Origin of the sequence: Pectobacterium betavasculorum (assembly GCF_000749845.1) — a bacterium.
GTDB classification, from domain to species: Bacteria; Pseudomonadota; Gammaproteobacteria; order Enterobacterales; family Enterobacteriaceae; genus Pectobacterium; species Pectobacterium betavasculorum.
Map to the genome: position 1 here is coordinate 53,605 of NZ_JQHM01000013.1, position 20,314 is coordinate 73,918.

The 20,314-nt window shown below is 52.2% G+C and carries 13 protein-coding genes; 4 read left to right on the forward strand and 9 right to left on the reverse strand.

Translation table 11 applies throughout. The features are described from left to right. Nucleotides 1–91 precede the first annotated feature (91 nt). The 4 genes from KP22_RS17695 to glyA form a co-directional block, all read right to left on the reverse strand. Complete coding sequence (locus tag KP22_RS17695) at nt 92–1,192, reverse strand: nickel/cobalt transporter (RefSeq protein WP_039325473.1); 1,101 nt, start codon at nt 1,190–1,192, stop codon at nt 92–94. Continuing rightward, on the reverse strand, nt 1,183–1,842 hold the full coding sequence (locus tag KP22_RS17700) for a DUF1007 family protein (RefSeq protein ID WP_039325476.1): 660 nt from the start codon (nt 1,840–1,842) through the stop codon (nt 1,183–1,185). The genes KP22_RS17695 and KP22_RS17700 overlap by 10 nt, the downstream gene beginning before the upstream one ends. A gap of 44 nt (nt 1,843–1,886) precedes the next feature. Continuing rightward, a complete protein-coding gene (locus KP22_RS17705; RefSeq protein WP_039325478.1) occupies nt 1,887–3,047 on the reverse strand; it encodes a 3-phenylpropionate MFS transporter in 1,161 nt (386 codons plus the stop codon). A 427-nt stretch (nt 3,048–3,474) separates the two neighbouring features. Then, complete coding sequence (gene glyA / locus KP22_RS17710; RefSeq protein ID WP_039325480.1) at nt 3,475–4,728, reverse strand: serine hydroxymethyltransferase; 1,254 nt, start codon at nt 4,726–4,728, stop codon at nt 3,475–3,477. 359 nt (nt 4,729–5,087) lie between these two features. Here glyA and hmpA point away from each other — a divergent pair, with 359 nt between their 5' ends. The 3 genes from hmpA to pemA all read left to right on the forward strand — a co-directional run bounded on the left by hmpA (nt 5,088) and on the right by pemA (nt 9,515). Further along, nucleotides 5,088–6,278, forward strand: coding sequence for an NO-inducible flavohemoprotein (gene hmpA, locus KP22_RS17715; RefSeq protein ID WP_039325482.1), 1,191 nt, complete (start codon nt 5,088–5,090; stop codon nt 6,276–6,278). A gap of 371 nt (nt 6,279–6,649) precedes the next feature. Continuing rightward, on the forward strand, nt 6,650–8,308 hold the full coding sequence (paeY, locus tag KP22_RS17720) for a pectin acetylesterase PaeY (RefSeq protein WP_039325484.1): 1,659 nt from the start codon (nt 6,650–6,652) through the stop codon (nt 8,306–8,308). 100 nt (nt 8,309–8,408) lie between these two features. Beyond that, complete coding sequence (pemA, locus tag KP22_RS17725; protein ID WP_039325486.1) at nt 8,409–9,515, forward strand: pectinesterase PemA; 1,107 nt, start codon at nt 8,409–8,411, stop codon at nt 9,513–9,515. A 90-nt stretch (nt 9,516–9,605) separates the two neighbouring features. Here the strand turns inward: pemA and glnB are convergent, their stop codons facing one another. From glnB to purL, 5 genes are all read right to left on the reverse strand, one after another. Continuing rightward, complete coding sequence (gene glnB / locus KP22_RS17730; protein WP_005970202.1) at nt 9,606–9,944, reverse strand: nitrogen regulatory protein P-II; 339 nt, start codon at nt 9,942–9,944, stop codon at nt 9,606–9,608. Nucleotides 9,945–10,102: 158 nt separating this feature from the next. After that, a complete protein-coding gene (gene glrR / locus KP22_RS17735) occupies nt 10,103–11,440 on the reverse strand; it encodes a two-component system response regulator GlrR (protein ID WP_039306086.1) in 1,338 nt (445 codons plus the stop codon). Then, nucleotides 11,437–12,273, reverse strand: coding sequence for a two-component system QseEF-associated lipoprotein QseG (qseG, locus tag KP22_RS17740; protein ID WP_039325489.1), 837 nt, complete (start codon nt 12,271–12,273; stop codon nt 11,437–11,439). Before qseG ends, glrR begins: the two co-directional genes overlap by 4 nt. A 35-nt stretch (nt 12,274–12,308) precedes the next feature. Further along, nucleotides 12,309–13,745, reverse strand: coding sequence for a sensor histidine kinase (locus tag KP22_RS17745; protein WP_039306080.1), 1,437 nt, complete (start codon nt 13,743–13,745; stop codon nt 12,309–12,311). A gap of 840 nt (nt 13,746–14,585) precedes the next feature. Further along, the gene (gene purL / locus KP22_RS17750; protein ID WP_039325492.1) at nt 14,586–18,470 is read right to left on the reverse strand and encodes a phosphoribosylformylglycinamidine synthase; all 3,885 of its coding nucleotides are present in this window, start codon (nt 18,468–18,470) and stop codon (nt 14,586–14,588) included. A 216-nt stretch (nt 18,471–18,686) separates the two neighbouring features. Between purL and mltF the strand changes: the two genes are divergently transcribed. After that, entirely contained in the window at nt 18,687–20,195 is a 1,509-nt protein-coding gene (mltF, locus tag KP22_RS17755) for a membrane-bound lytic murein transglycosylase MltF (protein WP_039306074.1), read from the forward strand. Nucleotides 20,196–20,314: the final 119 nt, after the last annotated feature.

Genomic DNA, 20,314 nt, shown 5'->3' on the forward strand with positions numbered 1-20,314 from the left:
TAAATGATAATGGTTATCATTATTGAAATGATATCCCGCCGTGATTATCGGAGGCAATGGGTTTTTAACGTGAGGTTATTAAAAAGTGAAATCAGCCGGAGAATGGCCGAATACCGCCCATCATCGCGGGCTGTGCGCTGAGGTAAAGCAGAATGCCGGAGCCAGCCAAAATCATCCCGCCAGCAAAAGCCAGAAGAGAAAACATCGCACGCTGCCAAGCAGGCGATGCGCGATTTGCACCTAACCGTTCAATGACGCGACGGCAGTAAAAAACCAGCACGGCAAGTACCGAGATGGTGATCGCCGTTCCGGCGGCCATTGTCAGTGCAGAGGCCGCCCCCCACCAATAAACGTCGATCACTTTAGCGAAAAGCAGCACCAGAATGGCGCCTGAGCATGGGCGCATGCCCATCGCCAGCACAATCATCAGACGTGTGCGCCAACTGCTATCGCGCTCAAGTTCCTCATTGCTGGGGAGATGGCGGTGTCCGCAGCCGCAGTCAGCATCGTGCTGATGAGAAGAGGAAAGCGCAGGCGTCGGGCGAAGCACCATACGTCTATCGGTTGGTACGTTAAACTGGGTTACGTGAGAAGGCGTTACGTGCAAAGGCGTTACACGCAAAATCGTCGCCGGTTTAGGCTGCCGCACGACGGCGATATACAGCTGTTTCAACGCACGGAAACAGAGCAGCAGTCCCAGCCCCGCCACCAGCACGAAGCTCCCCTTTTCCATCCAGAAACTGCTGTTATGCAACGTTCGACTAGACAGCTGCAAGATCCCTAATACTACGGTCACCAGCGCCACCGCCATCAGCCCCTGAACCAGCGAGGCGGCAAGCGTTAACTTCAGGCTGCTTTTCAGTTTCGACGGATGTGTCGCCAGATAGGTCATAATGACGACTTTGCCATGCCCCGGCCCAACGGCATGGAGCACACCATAGACCAGACTGAACATCATCAAACTCAGCCCAGCCTGATGCGGCTGCTGTTCCACCATCTGCAACAGGTGCGACATCTGCTGGTGCAGTGACTTCTGCCAAATCGCACTTTGCAGCACGATTTGCGGCCAGTACCCTACGATGTAATACAGCGCCGAGGCCAACAGCGCTAAAAACAACCACAGCAGCCACAGATCGCGCAGTCGGCTCAACAACGAGCGTTGACGCGGCAGCGATCCAAGGTTTATTGACATTGCAACGTCACCCGCTGTGCAAACTGTTTCCCCAGCTCCATGTCTTCATCCGGCGCATCGTTCTTATCCAGCGACAGTGCATAAGATTGCAATTCAGCATTAGGTTCCGGTGTGTGGAGCGTGGTTTTACAACGTGATGCCAGCGCAGGCGCCAGCGTAACAGCCTTATCATTCTGGTAGGACATATCGACAAAGTAGGTAGGATCGTAAGTAGAAATCAGCAACGGCTTTCCGACCAGCGGCTGTGGATGCGCCAGCGGCAACACAAACTCCAGTACCGCCTGATTGCCTTTGCGAGAAAGGTGATATTCAGTTGGCATCGGCGCATATTTCACGGGCTGGTTATCACGATAAATATCAGTGAAATAGTGCTGCCCTAACACATTCGCCATCACTTCTGCGGCCAGCTTTTTCCAAACTTCAGAATCCGCTTTCGCTTTTCCAGCGTCATACAGCAGGTCGGCCGACGTGATGGGATCCATCGTCCAGTGCATACGTAAACCGGTGATGTTGTCGTTCTGAGTCTCGACTGTCGTCTGCATATCAATAAAACTGTGTGGGTGAGCGAAAACGGGCTGACCAAACGCCAGACCTGCCATTAGCAACGTTATACGCCCGCCCCACCCGTTAAAAGCGTTATAATGTAACATTATTTTTACCACAAAATGTTATATTGACAGTACGCACCATTTTCTTACGCTTTCTCGACAGCAGTATGGTGGCTGACAGAAGGCCTGATAAACAGTGCCGGAAGCGCCAACAGCGCCATCACCCAAAACGTACCGCCCTGCAAATGCTCAAACAGGAAACCGGACACCATTGTCATCATCGCGATACTCCCGCCCATCGCCAACGCGGAATATACCGCCTGCAATCGCAATACGTCACCACCGCTGCGCGCCGCAATGAAGCGCATGGCGGCCAAATGACAGACTGTGAATGTACCGCAGTGCAATATCTGTACCACAATCAGCCACGGCAGAGCCACCGTCGCCCCCATCAAGCCCCAGCGCACCACGCCGCATACGGCAGAAAGCAGCAGAAGCTGTCTGGCACTCCAACGCCGGAAGAGGCGCTGGCTGAAGGTAAAAATAACAATCTCCGCGACCACGCCCAACGACCAGAGATAGCCAATAATCGAGGCGGAATAGCCCGAATCCTGCCAATAAATGACGCTGAAACCATAGTAAGCCGCGTGTGCACCTTGCAACAGCGACACGCAAAGCAGGAAACGCCATACCGCGGGTTCGGTCAGCAATCGTTTCCACGGCGTGACGCTAACCGATTGCGCTGTCGACGTTGCTGCTTGCGGCATCACGCTAGGACGAAGCAGCGTGCCTAATAGCATCACAACCAGCCCCGCGCTGAGGATTGCCAGAATCGCAGGGTGTCCCCAAATAGCGACCAGTTCCCCCGTTGCAGCAGAAGCGATAACAAACGCGATTGAGCCCCAGACGCGCACCTTGCCGTAATCCATCACGACCTGCCGCTGCCACGTCGCAGCTAATGCATCAGTCAGTGGTACCAGCGGCGCAAAAAACAGGTTAAACCCGATCATCACTATCATCAGCCACAGCCAGGCATTCCCCAGCCAGAAACCAACAGCCAGCGCCAGTGACAGCAACGCCAGCCCACGTAACACCGTAATCAATTTGGACGGATCTTTCACGCTGGGCGTGATGACCAGACTACCGACAAAGCGCGCCACCAACCCCGCGCCCAGCAGCATGCCGATCGACTCAGCGGATAGCCCCTCGCCTTTCAGCCACCCGCCCCAAAACGGCAGGAAAACGCCATAGCAAAAAAAGTAGGTGAAATAGCTCAGCGCCAACCAGCGCGTCGATTGCAAAACCATGATTCCTCCCTTTCGACGGTGAACATCCTCGTTCACCCCCTTACGAACCGTTGCAAACACTACGTTTAAAATTTTACGCTGAAAATGCGCGAACGCTTTTTACTCACGATTCTTTTTGCCAGTGTTTTTTGCTGGTTACTTTTTTTGCTGGTTACTGTGTCAGAGTGCATGCGGCGGCGCAACGCGTTATTCGATATTAAACGCGAACGAAGGTATCAGCTTGATCAACAGACATAAAAGTTTCCGGGAGAAATTTTTAACGTTACGTCAGCAACGCCACGCCATAAAAAACGTGGGGAACGTTTTTCAACGTCGCTTGCGACGGCCCGCAAGGTGGCGGCCAGGGATGGCCCGCCATAAAAAACGCCAGCACACAGGCTGGCGTTTGAGACAAGATCCGACAGTGATGTCAGAGAAAAATGCCGAATTATGCGTAAACCGGGAAGCGGGCGCAGATATCCAGAACTTTTTGCTTCACGCGTTCAATAGTCGCTTCGTCGTTGATGTTGTCCAACACATCACAGATCCAGCCAGCCAGTTCACGTACTTCCGCTTCTTTAAAACCGCGACGAGTGGCCGCTGGCGTACCGATACGGATACCGGAAGTCACGAACGGGCTCTTCGGATCGTTAGGTACGCTGTTTTTGTTCACGGTGATGTTCGCACGACCCAGCGCAGCATCGGCTTCTTTACCCGTCAGGTTTTTACTTACCAGATCCAGCAGGAACAGGTGGTTGCTAGTCGCGCCAGAAACCACGTTGAAGCCACGTGACAGGAAGACGTCTACCATTGCTTTGGCGTTTTTCGCAACTTGCTGCTGGTAGACTTTGAACTCAGGCTCCATCGCTTCTTTCAGTGCGACAGCTTTACCCGCGATAACGTGCATCAACGGACCACCCTGACCGCCAGGGAAAACGGCAGAGTTCAGCTTTTTATACAGCTCTTCGTCGCCACCTTTCGCCAGAATCAGGCCACCGCGTGGACCAGCCAACGTTTTGTGGGTAGTCGTGGTCACGATGTGAGCATGAGGAACTGGGTTAGGGTAAACATCAGCGGCAACCAGACCGGCAACGTGTGCCATATCAACAAACAGGTAAGCACCGATGCTGTCAGCGATTTCGCGCATCTTCGCCCAGTCAACCACGCCAGAATAAGCAGAGAAACCGCCAACGATCATTTTTGGCTTGTGGGTACGCGCCAGTTCAGCCATTTCGTCGTAGTCGATTTTGCCGCTTTCATCGATACCGTAAGGGATAACGTTATACAGTTTACCAGACAGGTTAACCGGAGAACCGTGCGTCAGGTGGCCACCGTGCGCCAGGTTCATGCCCAGAATGGTGTCGCCCGGCTGCAACAGCGCGGTGTAAACGGCAAAGTTAGCCTGAGAACCGGAGTGCGGCTGCACGTTGGCATAATCCGCACCGAACAGCGCTTTCGCACGATCGATCGCCAGTTGCTCAACGATGTCCACATACTCACAGCCGCCGTAGTAACGCTTGCCCGGATAGCCTTCAGCATACTTGTTCGTCAGTTGAGACCCTTGAGCCTGCATAACACGTGGGCTGGTGTAGTTTTCTGACGCAATCAGTTCAATGTGCTCTTCCTGACGCACCACTTCTTGCTCCATTGCTTGCCACAGGTCGGCATCATAATCGGCAATGTTCATTTCACGCTTTAACATCCGGATCTCCTGACTCAGCTAACATAAATATACTGGGAATTGATGGCCTATTTGGGAATTGGCCTACCCTTTTGGGGAATGGCGTATAGTGTAAACCGTTTTTCCCTAATGAAGATAGGTCTTGACAGAGGTTTTTACGCAAACGATTAGCTTCAGGCAGCGCAAGGCTTCAGCAAATATCTGCTGCGCAGTGGTAAACGGATTTTTCTTCATTCTCAACCTGCTATTTCTTCATGTTATTCCCTTTGGCTCCGCCTAAAAACCCCTACCACCAAAAAGGTAATTTACAGCGACGGGCAAACCCAATAAGATGCATATAAAATACAACTTATAAGTCATACCAATAAAAAGGAGTCACCATGCTGGATAACCACACTATCGCCATCGTTAAATCAACCATTCCTCTGCTGGCGGAAACCGGTCCAAAACTGACCGCACATTTCTACGATCGCATGTTTACGCACAATCCTGAGCTCAAAGATATTTTTAACATGAGCAACCAGCGTAATGGCGATCAGCGGGAAGCGCTGTTCAATGCCATTTGTGCTTATGCGACGAATATTGAGAATCTGGCTGCACTGCTGCCCGCGGTTGAGCGCATCGCTCAGAAGCATGCCAGCTTTAACATTCAGGCAGATCAGTACCAGATCGTGGGTACTCACTTATTGGCCACGCTGGATGAAATGTTTAGCCCAGGACAAGAAGTGCTAGATGCCTGGGGTAAAGCCTATGGCGTGCTGGCGAATGTTTTCATCCAACGCGAGGGCGATATCTACCGCAGCACCGAAACGAAAACCGGCGGCTGGAGCGGCGTGCGGCCTTTCCGTATTGTGAACAAGCAGCCGCAAAGTTCAGTGATCACCAGCTTTACACTGGAACCCATCGACGGGCAGCCTATTGCTGACTTTCAGCCCGGCCAGTATCTGGCGGTTTACATCAAGCACGACAGTTTTGCCAATCAGGAGATTCGCCAATACTCTCTGACCCATGCGCCGAATGGAAAATCCTACCGGATTGCGGTTAAACGTGAAGCGCAAGGCACCGTTTCTGGCTATCTGCATGATACCGCTCGCGAAGGCGATATTGTTCATCTGGCGGCTCCGCACGGCGATTTCTTCCTTGATATCCCCACTTCTACGCCGGTTGCGCTGATTTCCGGCGGCGTGGGGCAAACCCCGATGTTGGGCATGCTGCATACGCTAAAACAGCAGGATCATCAGGCAAAGGTGCTATGGCTACACGCGGCAGAAAATGGCACAGCACATGCGTTTGCGGATGAAATCAAACAAACAGGACAGTCTTTGCCGCAGTTCCAGCATCACATCTGGTATCGGGAACCGCAGCAGGCCGATCGTCCGGGCGAAGACTATCATCACAACGGGCTGATGCAGTTGGCCTCGCTAAAAGGCGAATTAACTACGTCGGATATGCACTATTACCTGTGTGGCCCTGTGGTTTTCATGCAGTTTGTCGCACAGCAACTGCTGGCAATGGGCATTCCCGCAGAGCAGCTACATTACGAATGTTTTGGTCCACATAAAGTCGTCTAACCCTCATTGGTTACGGATCAAACCCAAAGGTCGCTTATGCGGCCTTTTTTCATTCTTCAGGCTGCCTCTCTTCCCAGAAAGACCTTACCGATCACAATTTTATGTGCCGATACACTAGCACTCCGCTAAAAAAGAGGTGGGTCACAAAAAGAAATGCATTATTAAAATAACATTTCATTTTTAATGAATAATTATTTCACCAAAAGGAACCTCGTTTAGGCATCGCCCTTGAATCGGCTTGGGTGCACAATGAAGCCCCAGACGTTTTCTCTAAAGGCCGTGACAACAACGATAAAAAGCAGCGACCTTCCATTGATAACGCTTGAGTTCATTACCCGTTTCCAATTAACCAACAAGGGATATGTCTAACCATGGCAAAACGTTTTTCAGAAAGTGTGGCTTTAGCTCTGATACTTTCCGCCCCTTTCACTCTGGTACACGCTAAAACTCCCGCTGCTGCACACCAGACCGCCGCGCCAGAGAACGCGAAATGGCTATCGGGTTCAACGCTAGGTGAAAAAACCGGTTTATCGGGTAATGTCACCGCACGGGATATCCACCAGCCTGCCACCATCATTATCAGAGATCAGCAAGGCCAGAAACGGCAGACACGGACCGATGAGCAAGGAAAGTATCACCTTGATATCTCTGGCCTCACACCACCGTTACGTCTTTTAGCCATCGAATCCGGTGGCAATAATTGCCTGCTGAATAATATTTCTCGTGCAATTTGTCTGTCCGCCGTTGCCCCTTCATTGCATGACGGCAAAGAAAATATCGCCAATATCAATCCGTTGACTGACCGCATTACTTCAGATATCGCGGTAGCCGCAGGCTACATTGGTCCACAGCAGTTAACAGATGACACGGCATCACCAAAGCTGAACGCTACAGCATGGAAAAAAGCCTACGCCGATTTTCATGCGGGTTTTAATGGCGCATTGAAGCAGGTAGGCATCAGCGCCCCCGCGCGCTTCGACCCTCTGACCTACCCCGCCGCTCAGCAGGAAGCTGTCACCAAAATCGTCAACGTTATTAACCATAACCGTAATTATCACAACAATACGGGCTACTCCGGCCACACGGTGCTGACTGATAGCGCATTTCATCCGATTGTCGGCCTGAACGATAAAGGTGACTATGAACCATTAGATTATCGGTCTGCCCGCCAGAATCTGGATGCAATTCAAAAAGCGAAAACCCGCATTTTCATCGTCGGCGACTCAACCGCAGCCACCTATGAAAAAGGGCGCTTCCCACGCATGGGATGGGGACAGGTTTTTGAACAAGAATTCAGTAAAAACAGCGGCGTAAAAGTTGTCAATGGCGCACGTTCAGGCCGTAGCTCACGCGACTATTTTTACGAAGGCTGGTTCCGTCAGATGCAGCCCCTGATGAAAGAAGGTGATTTCCTGTTTATTCAGATGGGACACAACGATCAAAACTGCAACGGTGCCAAAGCGGTACGCGGCCCTGCTGATGTTGCTAACCTCTGCACTTACCCGAACGATGCAGCAGGAAAAAAACAGGCGCCGCAGGGGAAAGCTGATATGTCATTCCAGACATCGCTGGAACGCTATGTCACTTTTGCCCGTCAGCACAAACTCACACCGGTTCTGCTGACCCCAACCACCCGAGTCAAAACGGCTGAAGGTAAAGAGGGCACTCCAGCCGTACATAGCCACTTCACCAAGCAAGACTCAGAAAATGGTTATGCCTTCATCGGCGATTACAGCCAGACCATCAAAAACACGGCAACAGATAACAAGGTGATTTTACTGGACGTTGAACCTGCCACTATCGCGCTGGCGAATCAGGGCAGCAGCAATCATTGGAAACAATACTGGCTGGCAGTCGATCCCAAGCAATACCCTTTTTATCGCGATCAAGCCGGTAGCCTGAGCAAGCCGGATACCACTCATTTTCAGAAAAAAGGCGCTATTGCCGTGGCAGGCATTGTCGCTGATGCCATTCGTCAGGAACCCGCTTTAGCGTCGCTGGCGGAAAAAACGGCCAGCAAGCACAAGTAGTCACCAGTCAGGCAAACGATAAGACAGAACCACGCGCGGCGTTACTTAGCCGCGCGTTATAGACCTCCCCCTTTCCTTTACCGATTACAGGACTCTGGACATGATAAACGCCTCACATCTCGGCAAAACACTGACCTTAGCCATGTTAATTTCCTCACCCTGGGCGTTAGCACAGGCAGCTGACTACAATGCGCTGGTTTCCGCCAATGCAACGGACGCCAAAGCCTACAAAACCATTACTGAAGCTATCGCCAGTGCCCCGGCAGACAGTTCTCCGTTTGTTATCTATGTGAAAAATGGCGTATACCACGAGCGCCTCACCATTACGCGTCCCAACATTCATCTCCAGGGCGAAAGCCGTGACGGCACCGTGATCACCGCGACCACCGCGGCGGGTATGCTCAAGCCCGATGGCAGCAAATGGGGAACCTATGGCAGCAACACGGTGAAAGTCGATGCCCCCGATTTCAGCGCCCGTTCACTGACCATCAGCAATGATTTCGATTACCCTGCCAATCAGGCAAAAGCGAATGAGGATCCAACCAAATTAAAAGACTCGCAGGCCGTAGCATTATTAGTTGCCGAAAATAGCGATCGTGCGTGGTTCCATGATGTCAGCCTGACTGGCTATCAGGACACGTTGTATGTGAAAGGTGGACGCAGCTTCTTCTCAAAATGCCGTATCAGCGGCACCGTTGATTTCATTTTTGGCAACGGTACTGCACTGTTTGACGATTGCGACATCGTCGCGCGTAACCGTACCGACGTGAAAGATCAGCCTCTTGGCTATCTCACCGCCCCCAGCACCGACATTAAGCAAAAATATGGTTTAGTCATTACCAATAGCCGGGTGATTAAAGAGAAAGACGTTCCGGCGAAAAGCTATGGTTTAGGCCGCCCCTGGCATCCAACGACCACCTTTGAGGATGGTCGCTATGCCGATCCTAACGCTATCGGCCAGACTGTATTCCTGAACAGCAGCATGGATGACCACATCTATGGCTGGGACAAAATGTCAGGCAAAGATAAACAAGGTGAGAAAATCTGGTTCCATCCGCAGGATTCACGCTTTTTCGAATATAAGTCCAGCGGAAAAGGCGCAGAGAAAAACGATCAGCGCCGCCAGTTAAGCGAGGCAGAAGCGGCAGAATACACCGCAGATAAAGTGCTGGCAGGTTGGGTGCCTACCGCACCGAAAGGGAAGTAAGTGTGACGAAGCCAGCCCTCATCAGGCTGGCTTCCTGAAACTCGAATTACGCAGAGTATATTGCGATATTAACAGAGTGAGGCGAAACGATTAAATCGCCTCCTCGTCCTCTTCACCGGTACGAATACGGACTACGCGCGCCACATCAAAGACAAAAATTTTGCCGTCGCCGATTTTCCCCGTCTGCGCGGTCTGCGTGATGGTTTCAACACAGGTATCGACGATATCATCCGATACGACAATTTCGATTTTTACTTTCGGCAGAAAATCGACCATGTATTCTGCGCCACGATACAGTTCTGTGTGGCCTTTCTGACGACCAAAGCCTTTCACTTCTGTTACCGTCATCCCTGTGATGCCCACTTCAGCTAACGCTTCACGCACATCGTCCAGTTTGAACGGCTTAATAATCGCATCAATTTTCTTCATGGAGGAACCTTTGTGTTATCTATGTTGCGGCCAAAGCCGAGCATCAGCGAATAAACAGCATGTCAGAACTTAGGCAGACAATCTATATCCGTATACTTTACGCTGCTTGTGAGTTGGGTACTTAACTCTTCCGCATCACACTGCCTGTTCTCTCAGCGCTAGTCTTTAAAATCGTTGGCATCCAGCTCGTGGCGACCCAACAGCTTATAAAATTCTGTTCGATTACGCCCAGCCATCCGCGCGGCCTGCGTCACGTTACCTTTGGCGATCTGTAATAATTTTCGCAAATAGTTAAGCTCAAACTGATGCCGCGCTTCAACAAACGTCGGCAACGCGGTGTTTTCACCTTCCAGCGCCTGCTCAACCAGCGCATCGCTGATTACCGGTGCGCTGGTCAACGCGACACACTGTTCAATGACATTCACCAACTGGCGCACGTTACCCGGCCAGCTTGCCGTCATCAAGCGCTTCATCGCATCAGTTGAAAAGGTGCGTACAAAAGGCTTGTGACGATTGGCAGATTCGCGCAGCAGATGGTTTGCCAGCATTGGGATATCTTCGGCACGCTCATGCAACGCAGGTAGCTTCATATTCACCACGTTGAGCCGATAATACAGGTCTTCGCGGAATTCGTTTTTTTCCATCGCCTTTGGCAAATCACGATGCGTGGCGGAAATAATCCGCACGTCGATGTCCAGATCGCGGTTACTCCCCAGCGGACGGACTTTTCGCTCCTGCAAAACACGTAGCAGCTTAACCTGTAAAGACAGCGGCATATCGCCGATTTCATCTAAAAACAGCGTACCGCCTTCTGCTGCCTGAAAAAGCCCTTCACGATTGCTGACCGCACCAGTAAAAGCGCCTTTGGCATGACCGAACAGCTCCGATTCCAGCAGTGGCTCCGGCAGCGCACCGCAGTTAATCGCGATAAAGGCTTTTTTCGCTCGCGGGCTTGCCGCATGAATCGCCTGCGCCAGCACCTCTTTCCCGGTTCCGCTCTGGCCATTAATCAGCACGCTGACATCCGACTGTGCGACCATTCTGGCCTGCTCCAGCAAACGCAGCATAATTGGGCTACGCGTCACGATAGTTTCACGCCAGCTTTCATCACCCGCTGGCGCAGACAATGCCATCGCTTCATCTATCGCTTTGTAGAGCGCATCGCGGTCAACAGGCTTCGTGAGGAAGCTGAATACCCCTTGCTGCGTCGCCGCAACCGCATCGGGGATAGATCCGTGAGCGGTTAAAATGATTACCGGCATACCCGGCTGATAACGCTGGATTTCGGAAAACAGTGCCATGCCATCCATCTCGTCCATACGAAGATCGCTGATAACCAGATCGAATGTCTCACGCGTTAACAGACGCAGTGCCTCTTGGCCGCTCTCCGCCGTCATCACGCTGAATCCTTCGCTGCTCAGACGCATTCCCAACAGCTTTAGCAGGCTCGGATCATCATCCACGAGCAACAAACTCGCCGTTTTTCTGGCTGTCATTGTCTTGTTGACTCCTTCTTCGTCGTCGGTTTGTCCGTATGTGATTCCATCGGCGGCGCGTAGGTGTCATCCGCATTTACCGGTTCATTTCTGGATTTCGTTGCCGAATTACGCGAGCCGTCTCTATTCGCACCAGCACCGCTGCGACGCTCGGTATCGTTATCTGGCATCTCTCCCGACAGTTGCTTACGGGACGACAACTGCCGCTCAATATCCGTCAGATTCTCCAGTTTCTGTGTGGTGGTTTCTAACTGGTATTGCAGGTGGCTTTGTTGCACTCGTAAAACATCTAGCTGTTTATCGCTGGACTCCTGTAAACGCTTATAGCGCAGGCGTTCATCCGATAGCGCCAAAAACAGCGTTTGTCTGTCACGCCAGGTTTGCATCAGCGGACGCAACGCCGCAGGGAAAGCCAAACGATATAAATTGATCTTTTCCAGCACCTGACGCCGTTCAGCCTGAGTAATACCGGCATTATCCAACAGAATACCTTGCTTAAACACACTATCCCAGTTGTCACCCGCAACCTGCCCGGCTTCCTCACGAGCCTGAAATTGTGTCAAACGCCCGGCACAGTCCATCGCTCGTAACCAGTAAAGCGCGTTATTCATGGATTCGCGATCGTCTACCTGCCAGAGATGCTCGCATTGCGCGATACGGAAATCGGCAACCTGCTCTTTCGGCGGTATCGCTTCTGCTTCTAGCAACGCAGTGCCGCTGTTCACATGACTATTACACGCAGCCAAAACGAGCGGCAACGACGTCACCACCGTTTTCAACAGACGGTAAAACCCTCTATTTGTAAGCCATCCCTTCATAAATCCTATATTCATTATCTATTCATTCTCGGAATTTATTCATTCTCGGACTATTCGTTATCGGACAATAAGGGCAACTCGATGCGGAAACACACATCAGCATAATCCACGGTAATTAGGCTAAGCTCACCACGCATGCGACGAATGCAATCACGCGCAATACTCAGCCCCAACCCACTTCCTTTGACTGCACCACGGCGCTGATGGCTTCCCTGATAAAAAGGCTCGAAAATCATGCCTCGTTCTGCATCAGGAATGGGCGTACCACTGTTTGCGACATCAATCTGAACGCGATTGCCAATCTGACGGCTATAAACCCAAATGTTACCGGATTCCTTACCGTAGTGCACCGCATTGGAATAGAGATTATCAATCACTCGCATTAACAACGTCGTCTCCGCCCAACAGTGTTCGACGGCCAGCGTCACATCGGTGTGAATCATTTTGGCACGGGCAGGCAGACTGTGGGATGAAACAACAATATCGACGATCTCTTCGATTTCAACGCGTTCCAGCTCGGTCGGTGTATCCGCCAGCTTGCGGTTATAGTCAAGTAGTTGATCGATCAGCTGTAGTAGGTGGCGGCTGCTGCTATCGAGGATATCAACAACCTCTTTCTGATCGGCAGTCAGCGGACCAACGACCTCATCTGCAAGCAGTTCGGTACCCTCCCGTAGGCTCGCCAGCGGTGTCTTGAGTTCGTGGGAAATATGGCGTAAGAATTCATGCCGCTGCGACTCCAGCCACGACAGACGCTCGCTCAGCCAGATAATGCGCTGCGCCAATGTCCGAATTTCACGCGGCCCTTTAAAGGTGCTGGTGTTACCCAACGAGCGCCCTTCCCCAAGGCGGTTAATCATCCGCTCTACGCCATTAACCGGACCAATAATCATCCGCGTAAAAAGAACCACCAGCAATACGCTGACCAGGAATAACAGTAGCGCCTGCCAGCCAAAGAACTGGCCGCGTTCAGAAATAGCCTGCTGGAGCTGTTGCCCACGGGAGAAAACGACGTCACGCGTTACCTGCACCATCTGTCCGTTGGCACGGGAAAACCCTTCCAGCAGGCTGGATGCCGTTTGTTCCGGGCCGCTGTTATGGCAGCGTATTTCGCTGAGTTGAGTAAGGAGTTGACGTAGCGTCTGGTAATAACGGGGATCGGGCAGTACCTGCACGTGGGAGTCCAGCATTTGCGAATACTGTTTACGCTGGTTCTGATAGAGCGTCGCCAGCGTCTGATCGTCCAATACGCAGTATTGCCGGTAGCTACGCTCCATCGCCAGCGCGACGCTGGTCATCGCCTCACTGCGGCGAGCATCCGTCAGCGTTGTCCGGTTAATATCCGCAGCCTGTTCGCTCAGCATGTTCAGACTTTGATAAGCCTGATAGGCCAGCACCAACAGTGGCAGCAGTACCAACAAGAACGCCATAATTACTAATTGCCGCAGGGAACGCGGGAATAAACGCCATCGTTTCAAAGAAATCATCTCATTACCTATCGAATCCGCTCTGATGCTAACTGAGTCTTATAAAAGTTCAACGTTTTCCCTTACGGCATGCGCAACGCTTCGCAATACGGCATGAATACCGAGTAATACTGTAGAAAGTAACGCTGTAGAAAGTAACGCCGTAAAAAGCAATCAGGGGGATTTTCTGGAGGGGATGATGATAAAACATCACGCGGCCAGAAGAATCGCTCCCTCTGGCCGCGTAACTGAATAGGCGGTGCCTCACTCAACGTGTCGCCCGATGCTTGATAACGTTCGTTTTCACGCGCTGTTATCGGTCTGGTGGACGATAGGCACCCTTTCTTTTGGCATCATTCCAGATGTTATGAGCGAAATGTTTGCCAGTTAGCAACGCAATCATAACCAGTTGAATGAGCAACACTGACTAAAATGCACGTATCATGCCAACCTAAGAAAACAAAAATCAATACAATGATTCTTAAGGTTTTTTACTTTATACGTCATTGAAAAATAAATATTCCAGAATGCAAATAGCGAAAATACGCGCAAAGGAGACGATTTATGTCGCTAAAAACAGACAGCTTTATAATACCGTCACACCATTCTTATAAATCAATAGGTTAAATGTCACCAATTAGAGACAACAAAAAACCAATTCGTCGCAAAAAAACGACAAACCGAGAGAACATACGTAAAAAAGGGGCCGAAGCCCCTAATGCCGATCGTTTAAAAACCGAGATACACGGAGCGACCACGGGGCGAGGTGTCCCTGCGGGAACCTCATCCCCGTGTTTCTCCTAAAATGAGGCTTAAGTGATCAGTATTAGGCCGAAGCCCCTTCCCCTAACAAACAGTAACTCAGCCCAGCTGTCTGCGAGCGTTGCGGAACATACGCATCCACGGACCATCCTCGCCCCATTCTTCTGGGTGCCAAGAGTTACTGACGGTGCGGAACACACGCTCAGGGTGTGGCATCATAACGGTTGCACGACCGCTGGTGCTGGTTACCGCCGTAATACCGTTTGGCGAGCCATTCGGGTTAGCCGGATAGTTCTCGGTTACCTGACCGTAGTGGTTGATATAACGCAGCGCCACCAGACCATGTTCTTCAATCGCCGCTAAATGCGTATTGTCGCGGACTTCAACTTGTCCTTCACCGTGTGAAACGGCAATCGGCATACGCGATCTGGCCATATCATTCATGAACAGCGACGGGCTTTTCTGCACTTCGACCAGGCTGAAACGCGCTTCAAAGCGATCGGATTTATTGCGGACAAAACGCGGCCAGAGATCGGCACCCGGAATTAACTCACGCAGGTTAGACATCATCTGGCAGCCGTTACATACGCCCAGCGCCAGCGTCTGCGGACGCAGGAAAAATTCAGCGAATTCATCACGTACGCGAGCGTTGAACAGAATGGATTTAGCCCAGCCTTCACCCGCGCCCAGCACGTCACCATAAGAGAAGCCGCCACAGGCAACCAGCGCCTGGAAATCCTGCAAGTTACGGCGATTCGCCAGCAGGTCGCTCATATGGATATCGATGGCATCAAAGCCCGCACGGTGGAACGCCGCCGCCATTTCTACGTGAGAGTTCACACCCTGCTCACGCAGGACTGCCACTTTAGGGCGGACATTTTTAGCAATGTAAGGCGCGGCGATATCTTCTTTCGGATCGAAGGTCAGCGATACATTCAGACCGGGATCGTTATCATCCTGTCTGGCGATGTGTTCCTGATCGGCACACTGTGGATTATCGCGCAGGCGCTGCATCTGCCAACTTGTTTCAGCCCACCAGCGGCGAAGCGTCGAACGGCTTTCCTGATAGACCGCTTCAGCACCCTGATGAATGGTGAAACGCGTTCCTTCTTCAGCCTGACCGAGATAATGCACACAGTCAGCCAAACCATGCAGCGCCAGAATGGCCTCTACTTCAGCACGACGTGCAGCAGGAATCTGAATAACGGCACCCAGCTCTTCATTAAACAGCGTCGCCAGCGTATCCCCGCCCTGAGACGCGATATCGACAGTGATACCGCAGTGACCAGCAAAGGCCATCTCCGCCAGCGTCACAACCAATCCACCGTCTGAACGGTCGTGGTAGGCCAGAAGCGCCTTAGCAGCGACCAACTCTTGGATAGCATTAAAGAAACCCGCCAACTGCTCTGGGCTATGAACATCTGCCGTTTTACGCCCCAACTGGCGATAAACCTGTGCCAGCGCCGTTGCGCCCAGAGCTTTATTACCTGCACCCAGATCAATCAGCAGCAGCGCATTATCCTGACCGATACGCAGTTGTGGCGTTACTGTGTTACGCACATCCTCTACACGGGCAAACGCAGAAATCACCAGCGACATCGGCGAGGTGACCGCACGATCTTCGCCCTCTTCCTGCCAGCGGGTTTTCATCGACATGGAGTCTTTACCCACGGGAATCGTCAGACCCAGCGCTGGGCACAACTCCTCACCCACGGCTTTCACCGCATCGTACAGGCCAGCATCTTCGCCCGGATGCCCTGCTGCTGCCATCCAGTTCGCAGACAATTTCACTCGGGTCAGCGGGCCAATATGCGTGGCAGCAATGTTCGTCAATGCCTCACCCACGGCTAAACGCGCAGAGGCGGCGAAGTTACGCAGCGCGACCGGCGCACGTTCGCCAATAGACATCGCTTCACCGTAATAGCTATCGAGGCTGGCGGTCGTCACGGCACAGTCAGCCACCGGCACCTGCCACGGACCGACCATCTGATCGCGTGCCACCATGCCAGTGACAGAGCGGTCACCGATGGTGATCAGGAACGTTTTTTCCGCGACAACAGGCAAGTGCAGCACGCGTTCGACGGCTTCTGCCAGATAAATTTCATCACGCTGTAGCGGTGTGCCTTCTACCTGCTTACGCTCAACGTCACGCAGCATCTTCGGCGTTTTGCCCAGCAGCACATCCAGCGGTAGATCGATAGGTTGATTATTGAAATGACGATCGTTCATCGTCAGATGCAGTTCTTCCGTCGCTTCACCAATCACCGCATAAGGTGCGCGTTCACGGCGGCAAATCTCATCAAACTGTGCCAGTTGCTCTGGCGCAACGGCCAGAACGTAGCGTTCCTGAGATTCGTTACACCAGACTTCCAGCGGGCTCATGCCCGGTTCATCATTCAGAATATCGCGCAGTTCAAAGCGACCACCGCGACCACCGTCACTCACCAGTTCCGGCATCGCGTTAGACAAACCACCCGCCCCAACATCGTGAATGAACAGAATTGGGTTGGCTTCGCCCAGTTGCCAGCAGCGGTCGATGACTTCCTGACAGCGACGCTCCATTTCCGGGTTATCACGTTGCACAGAAGCAAAATCCAGATCTGCATCGGACTGACCAGACGCCATGGAAGAGGCTGCGCCGCCGCCCAGACCGATATTCATGGACGGTCCGCCCAGCACAATCAGTTTGGCTCCAACGCTAATTTCGCCTTTTTTGACGTGATCGCCACGGATGTTACCAATGCCGCCTGCCAGCATGATTGGTTTATGGTAACCGCGCAGCTCTTCACCATTGTGGCTATCGACACGCTCTTCATAAGTACGGAAGTAGCCGGTCAGTGCAGGACGGCCAAATTCGTTGTTGAATGCCGCGCCGCCCAATGGGCCTTCGGTCATGATATCCAGCGCGCTGACAATGCGATCTGGCTTGCCGAACTCTTCTTCCCACGGTTGGATAAAGCCAGGAATACGCAGGTTCGATACAGAGAAGCCTACCAGACCTGCTTTCGGTTTGGAGCCACGGCCTGTCGCGCCTTCGTCACGGATTTCACCGCCGGATCCGGTTGCGGCACCCGGCCACGGTGAAATCGCGGTTGGGTGGTTATGCGTTTCAACCTTCATCAGGATATGTGCGTCTTCCTGATGGTAATCATATTGTCCGTTGGCATCGGTATAGAAACGGCCGACGGCGGAGCCTTCCATGACGGCGGCGTTATCTTTATAGGCAGAGAGAACGTGATCAGGTGTGTGTTCAAAGGTGTTTTTAATCATTTTGAACAGTGATTTCGGCTGAGTTACGCCGTCGATCACCCAATCCGCGTTGAAAATCTTGTGGCGGCAGTGCTCAGAGTTCGCCTGCGCAAACATATACAGTTCGATATCGGTCGGGTTACGGCCCAGATGGGTGAAGGCTTCCAGCAGATAATCAATTTCATCTTCCGCCAACGCCAGCCCGAGACGGACGTTCGCCTCTTCCAGCGCCTGACGCCCTTGCAGCAGAATTTCGATGCGCTTGAAAGGTGCGGGTTGATGATGAGAGAACAGGGCTTCAGCCTGTTTCAGGTCGCTAAAGACGCTTTCCATCATCCGGTCATGCAGCAGTGCCCCCAGTTGCTGCCACTGCTCGTCATTCAGCGTTGGCGCATGAATATAGAAAGCCAGACCGCGTTCCAGACGCAGTACTTTGCTTAATCCACAGTTATGGGCGATATCGGTGGCTTTAGAAGACCACGGTGAAATGGTGCCGGGACGTGGCGTCACCAGTAGCAGATGACCTTGCGGCTCGTGCTCCGCGAGAGAAGGACCATACTTCAGCAAACGTGTCAGTTTGGCCTGTTCATCGTTGTTCAACGGGGCGCTGACATCGGCGAAATGTACGTATTCAGCATAGATATCGCTGACCGGCAAAACGTGCTCTTTGCAGCGGACCAGCAATTTATTAATACGAAAAGCCGATAAAGCAGGTGAACCACGCAGTATTTCCATAATCTAAAGTTCTCTCGTCTTCGATGCACTGGCTGCAATACAGCCATTGGGCACAACAGGGGGGAAACGCGCGTATTATAGAGAATCCTTCCCTCGGACGAAACCGTTTGCGTGGCGATAATTTCACTTCGCGCCCGACGAATGATTAATCGGTGACCAAATCAATAAAAGTTGCACACTGGCGCTTTGTTAAGCAAAATGCCCCCACTCTGGGAAATGACGTATAAAAAAACTGCCGTTACAGACAGCCTGGCCACACGGCCGCCGAGAGATAACTATTTGAAGCCGTTAAAATTAAATTATTTTTTCATCGGGATTATCACGTTACTGCTGGCGTTAGCGCTATGGCCTAGTATTCCCTGGCGCAGTAGTCAGGATGTACAGCTCAGGCAGATCCTCTCACGCGGTGAGTTGCGTATCAGCACCGTTAATTCACCGCTGACTTATGCAATGAGCAACGGATCCCCGACTGGTCTGGACTATGAACTGGCAAAACGTTTCGCCGATTACCTCGGCGTCAAGCTGGTGGTCTCGTCACGTAAGAACCTTGACGAACTGTTCGACGATCTGGACAGTGACGATGCAGACCTGCTGGCTGCCGGACTGATTTACAATCACGAGCGTCTGGAACGTTTTCGTGCTGGCCCAACCTACTACTCCATTTCACAGCAAATGGTCTACCGCCTCGGATCGCCCCGCCCAAAAACGCTGGACAAGCTGCAAGGCCGTCTTGTTGTTACGTCGGGTTCCGCCCACGCGGCTACCCTGCGCGATCTCAAAGCAGAGAAATATCCGCAGTTGAGCTGGGAATCCGCCTCTGATCAGAGCACGCAGGAATTACTGAAACAGGTTGCCGACGGCAAGCTGGACTATACGCTGGGTGATTCGGTCACCATCGGCTTGATGCAGCGTATTCATCCGCAGCTCGCCGTTGCCTTCGATCTCAGCGATGAAGAGCCTGTCACCTGGTATATGCGCCGTTCACACGATGACAGTCTGTCCGCTGCGCTGCTGGATTTCTTCAGTCAGGTTGTCGAAGACGGTACGCTCGCGCGTCTGGAGGAGAAATATCTCGGCCACGTTGGTGAGTTTGACTATGTGGATACCACCACGTTCCTGAGCGCGATTGACGAAACACTGCCGGATCTGCGCCCGTTGTTTGAAAAATATGCCACCGATATCGACTGGAAGCTGCTTGCCGCCATCTCCTATCAGGAGTCCCACTGGAACCCGCAGGCAACTTCTCCGACCGGCGTACGCGGGCTGATGATGCTCACACGCAACACGGCAGAAAGCCTGAACGTGACCGATCGCGTTGACCCAGAGCAAAGTATTCGCGGCGGCGCACAGTACATGTCGCATATGATGCAGAAAATGCCGGATACTATCCCCGAGGATGAAAAAATCTGGTTTGCGCTGGCGTCCTACAACATGGGATACGCTCACCTGCTTGATGCACGCAAATTGACTGAAAAACAGAAAGGTAACCCAGACAGCTGGGTGGATGTGAAAATGCGCCTGCCGATGCTGAGCCAAAAACGCTATTACCCCCAAACCACCTACGGCTACGCGCGCGGACACGAAGCCTATAACTATGTAGAAAACATTCGGCGTTATATGGTGAGTCTGGAAGGTTACCTGATCGAAAAAGAAGCCAAAGTGCAGCAGCAGACGCAAATCGCACAAGGCTATCCAGCCGTTCCGTTCAATAAGGTGGCGGAATAAGCCTGCATCAAGAAAGAAAAACGCCTCGACTCCTGCGCTAATGCGGATCGCTTCAGCCGCATTTTGGGAGAAACACGGGGTGAGGTTCCCGCAGGGATACCTCGCACCGTGGTCGCTCC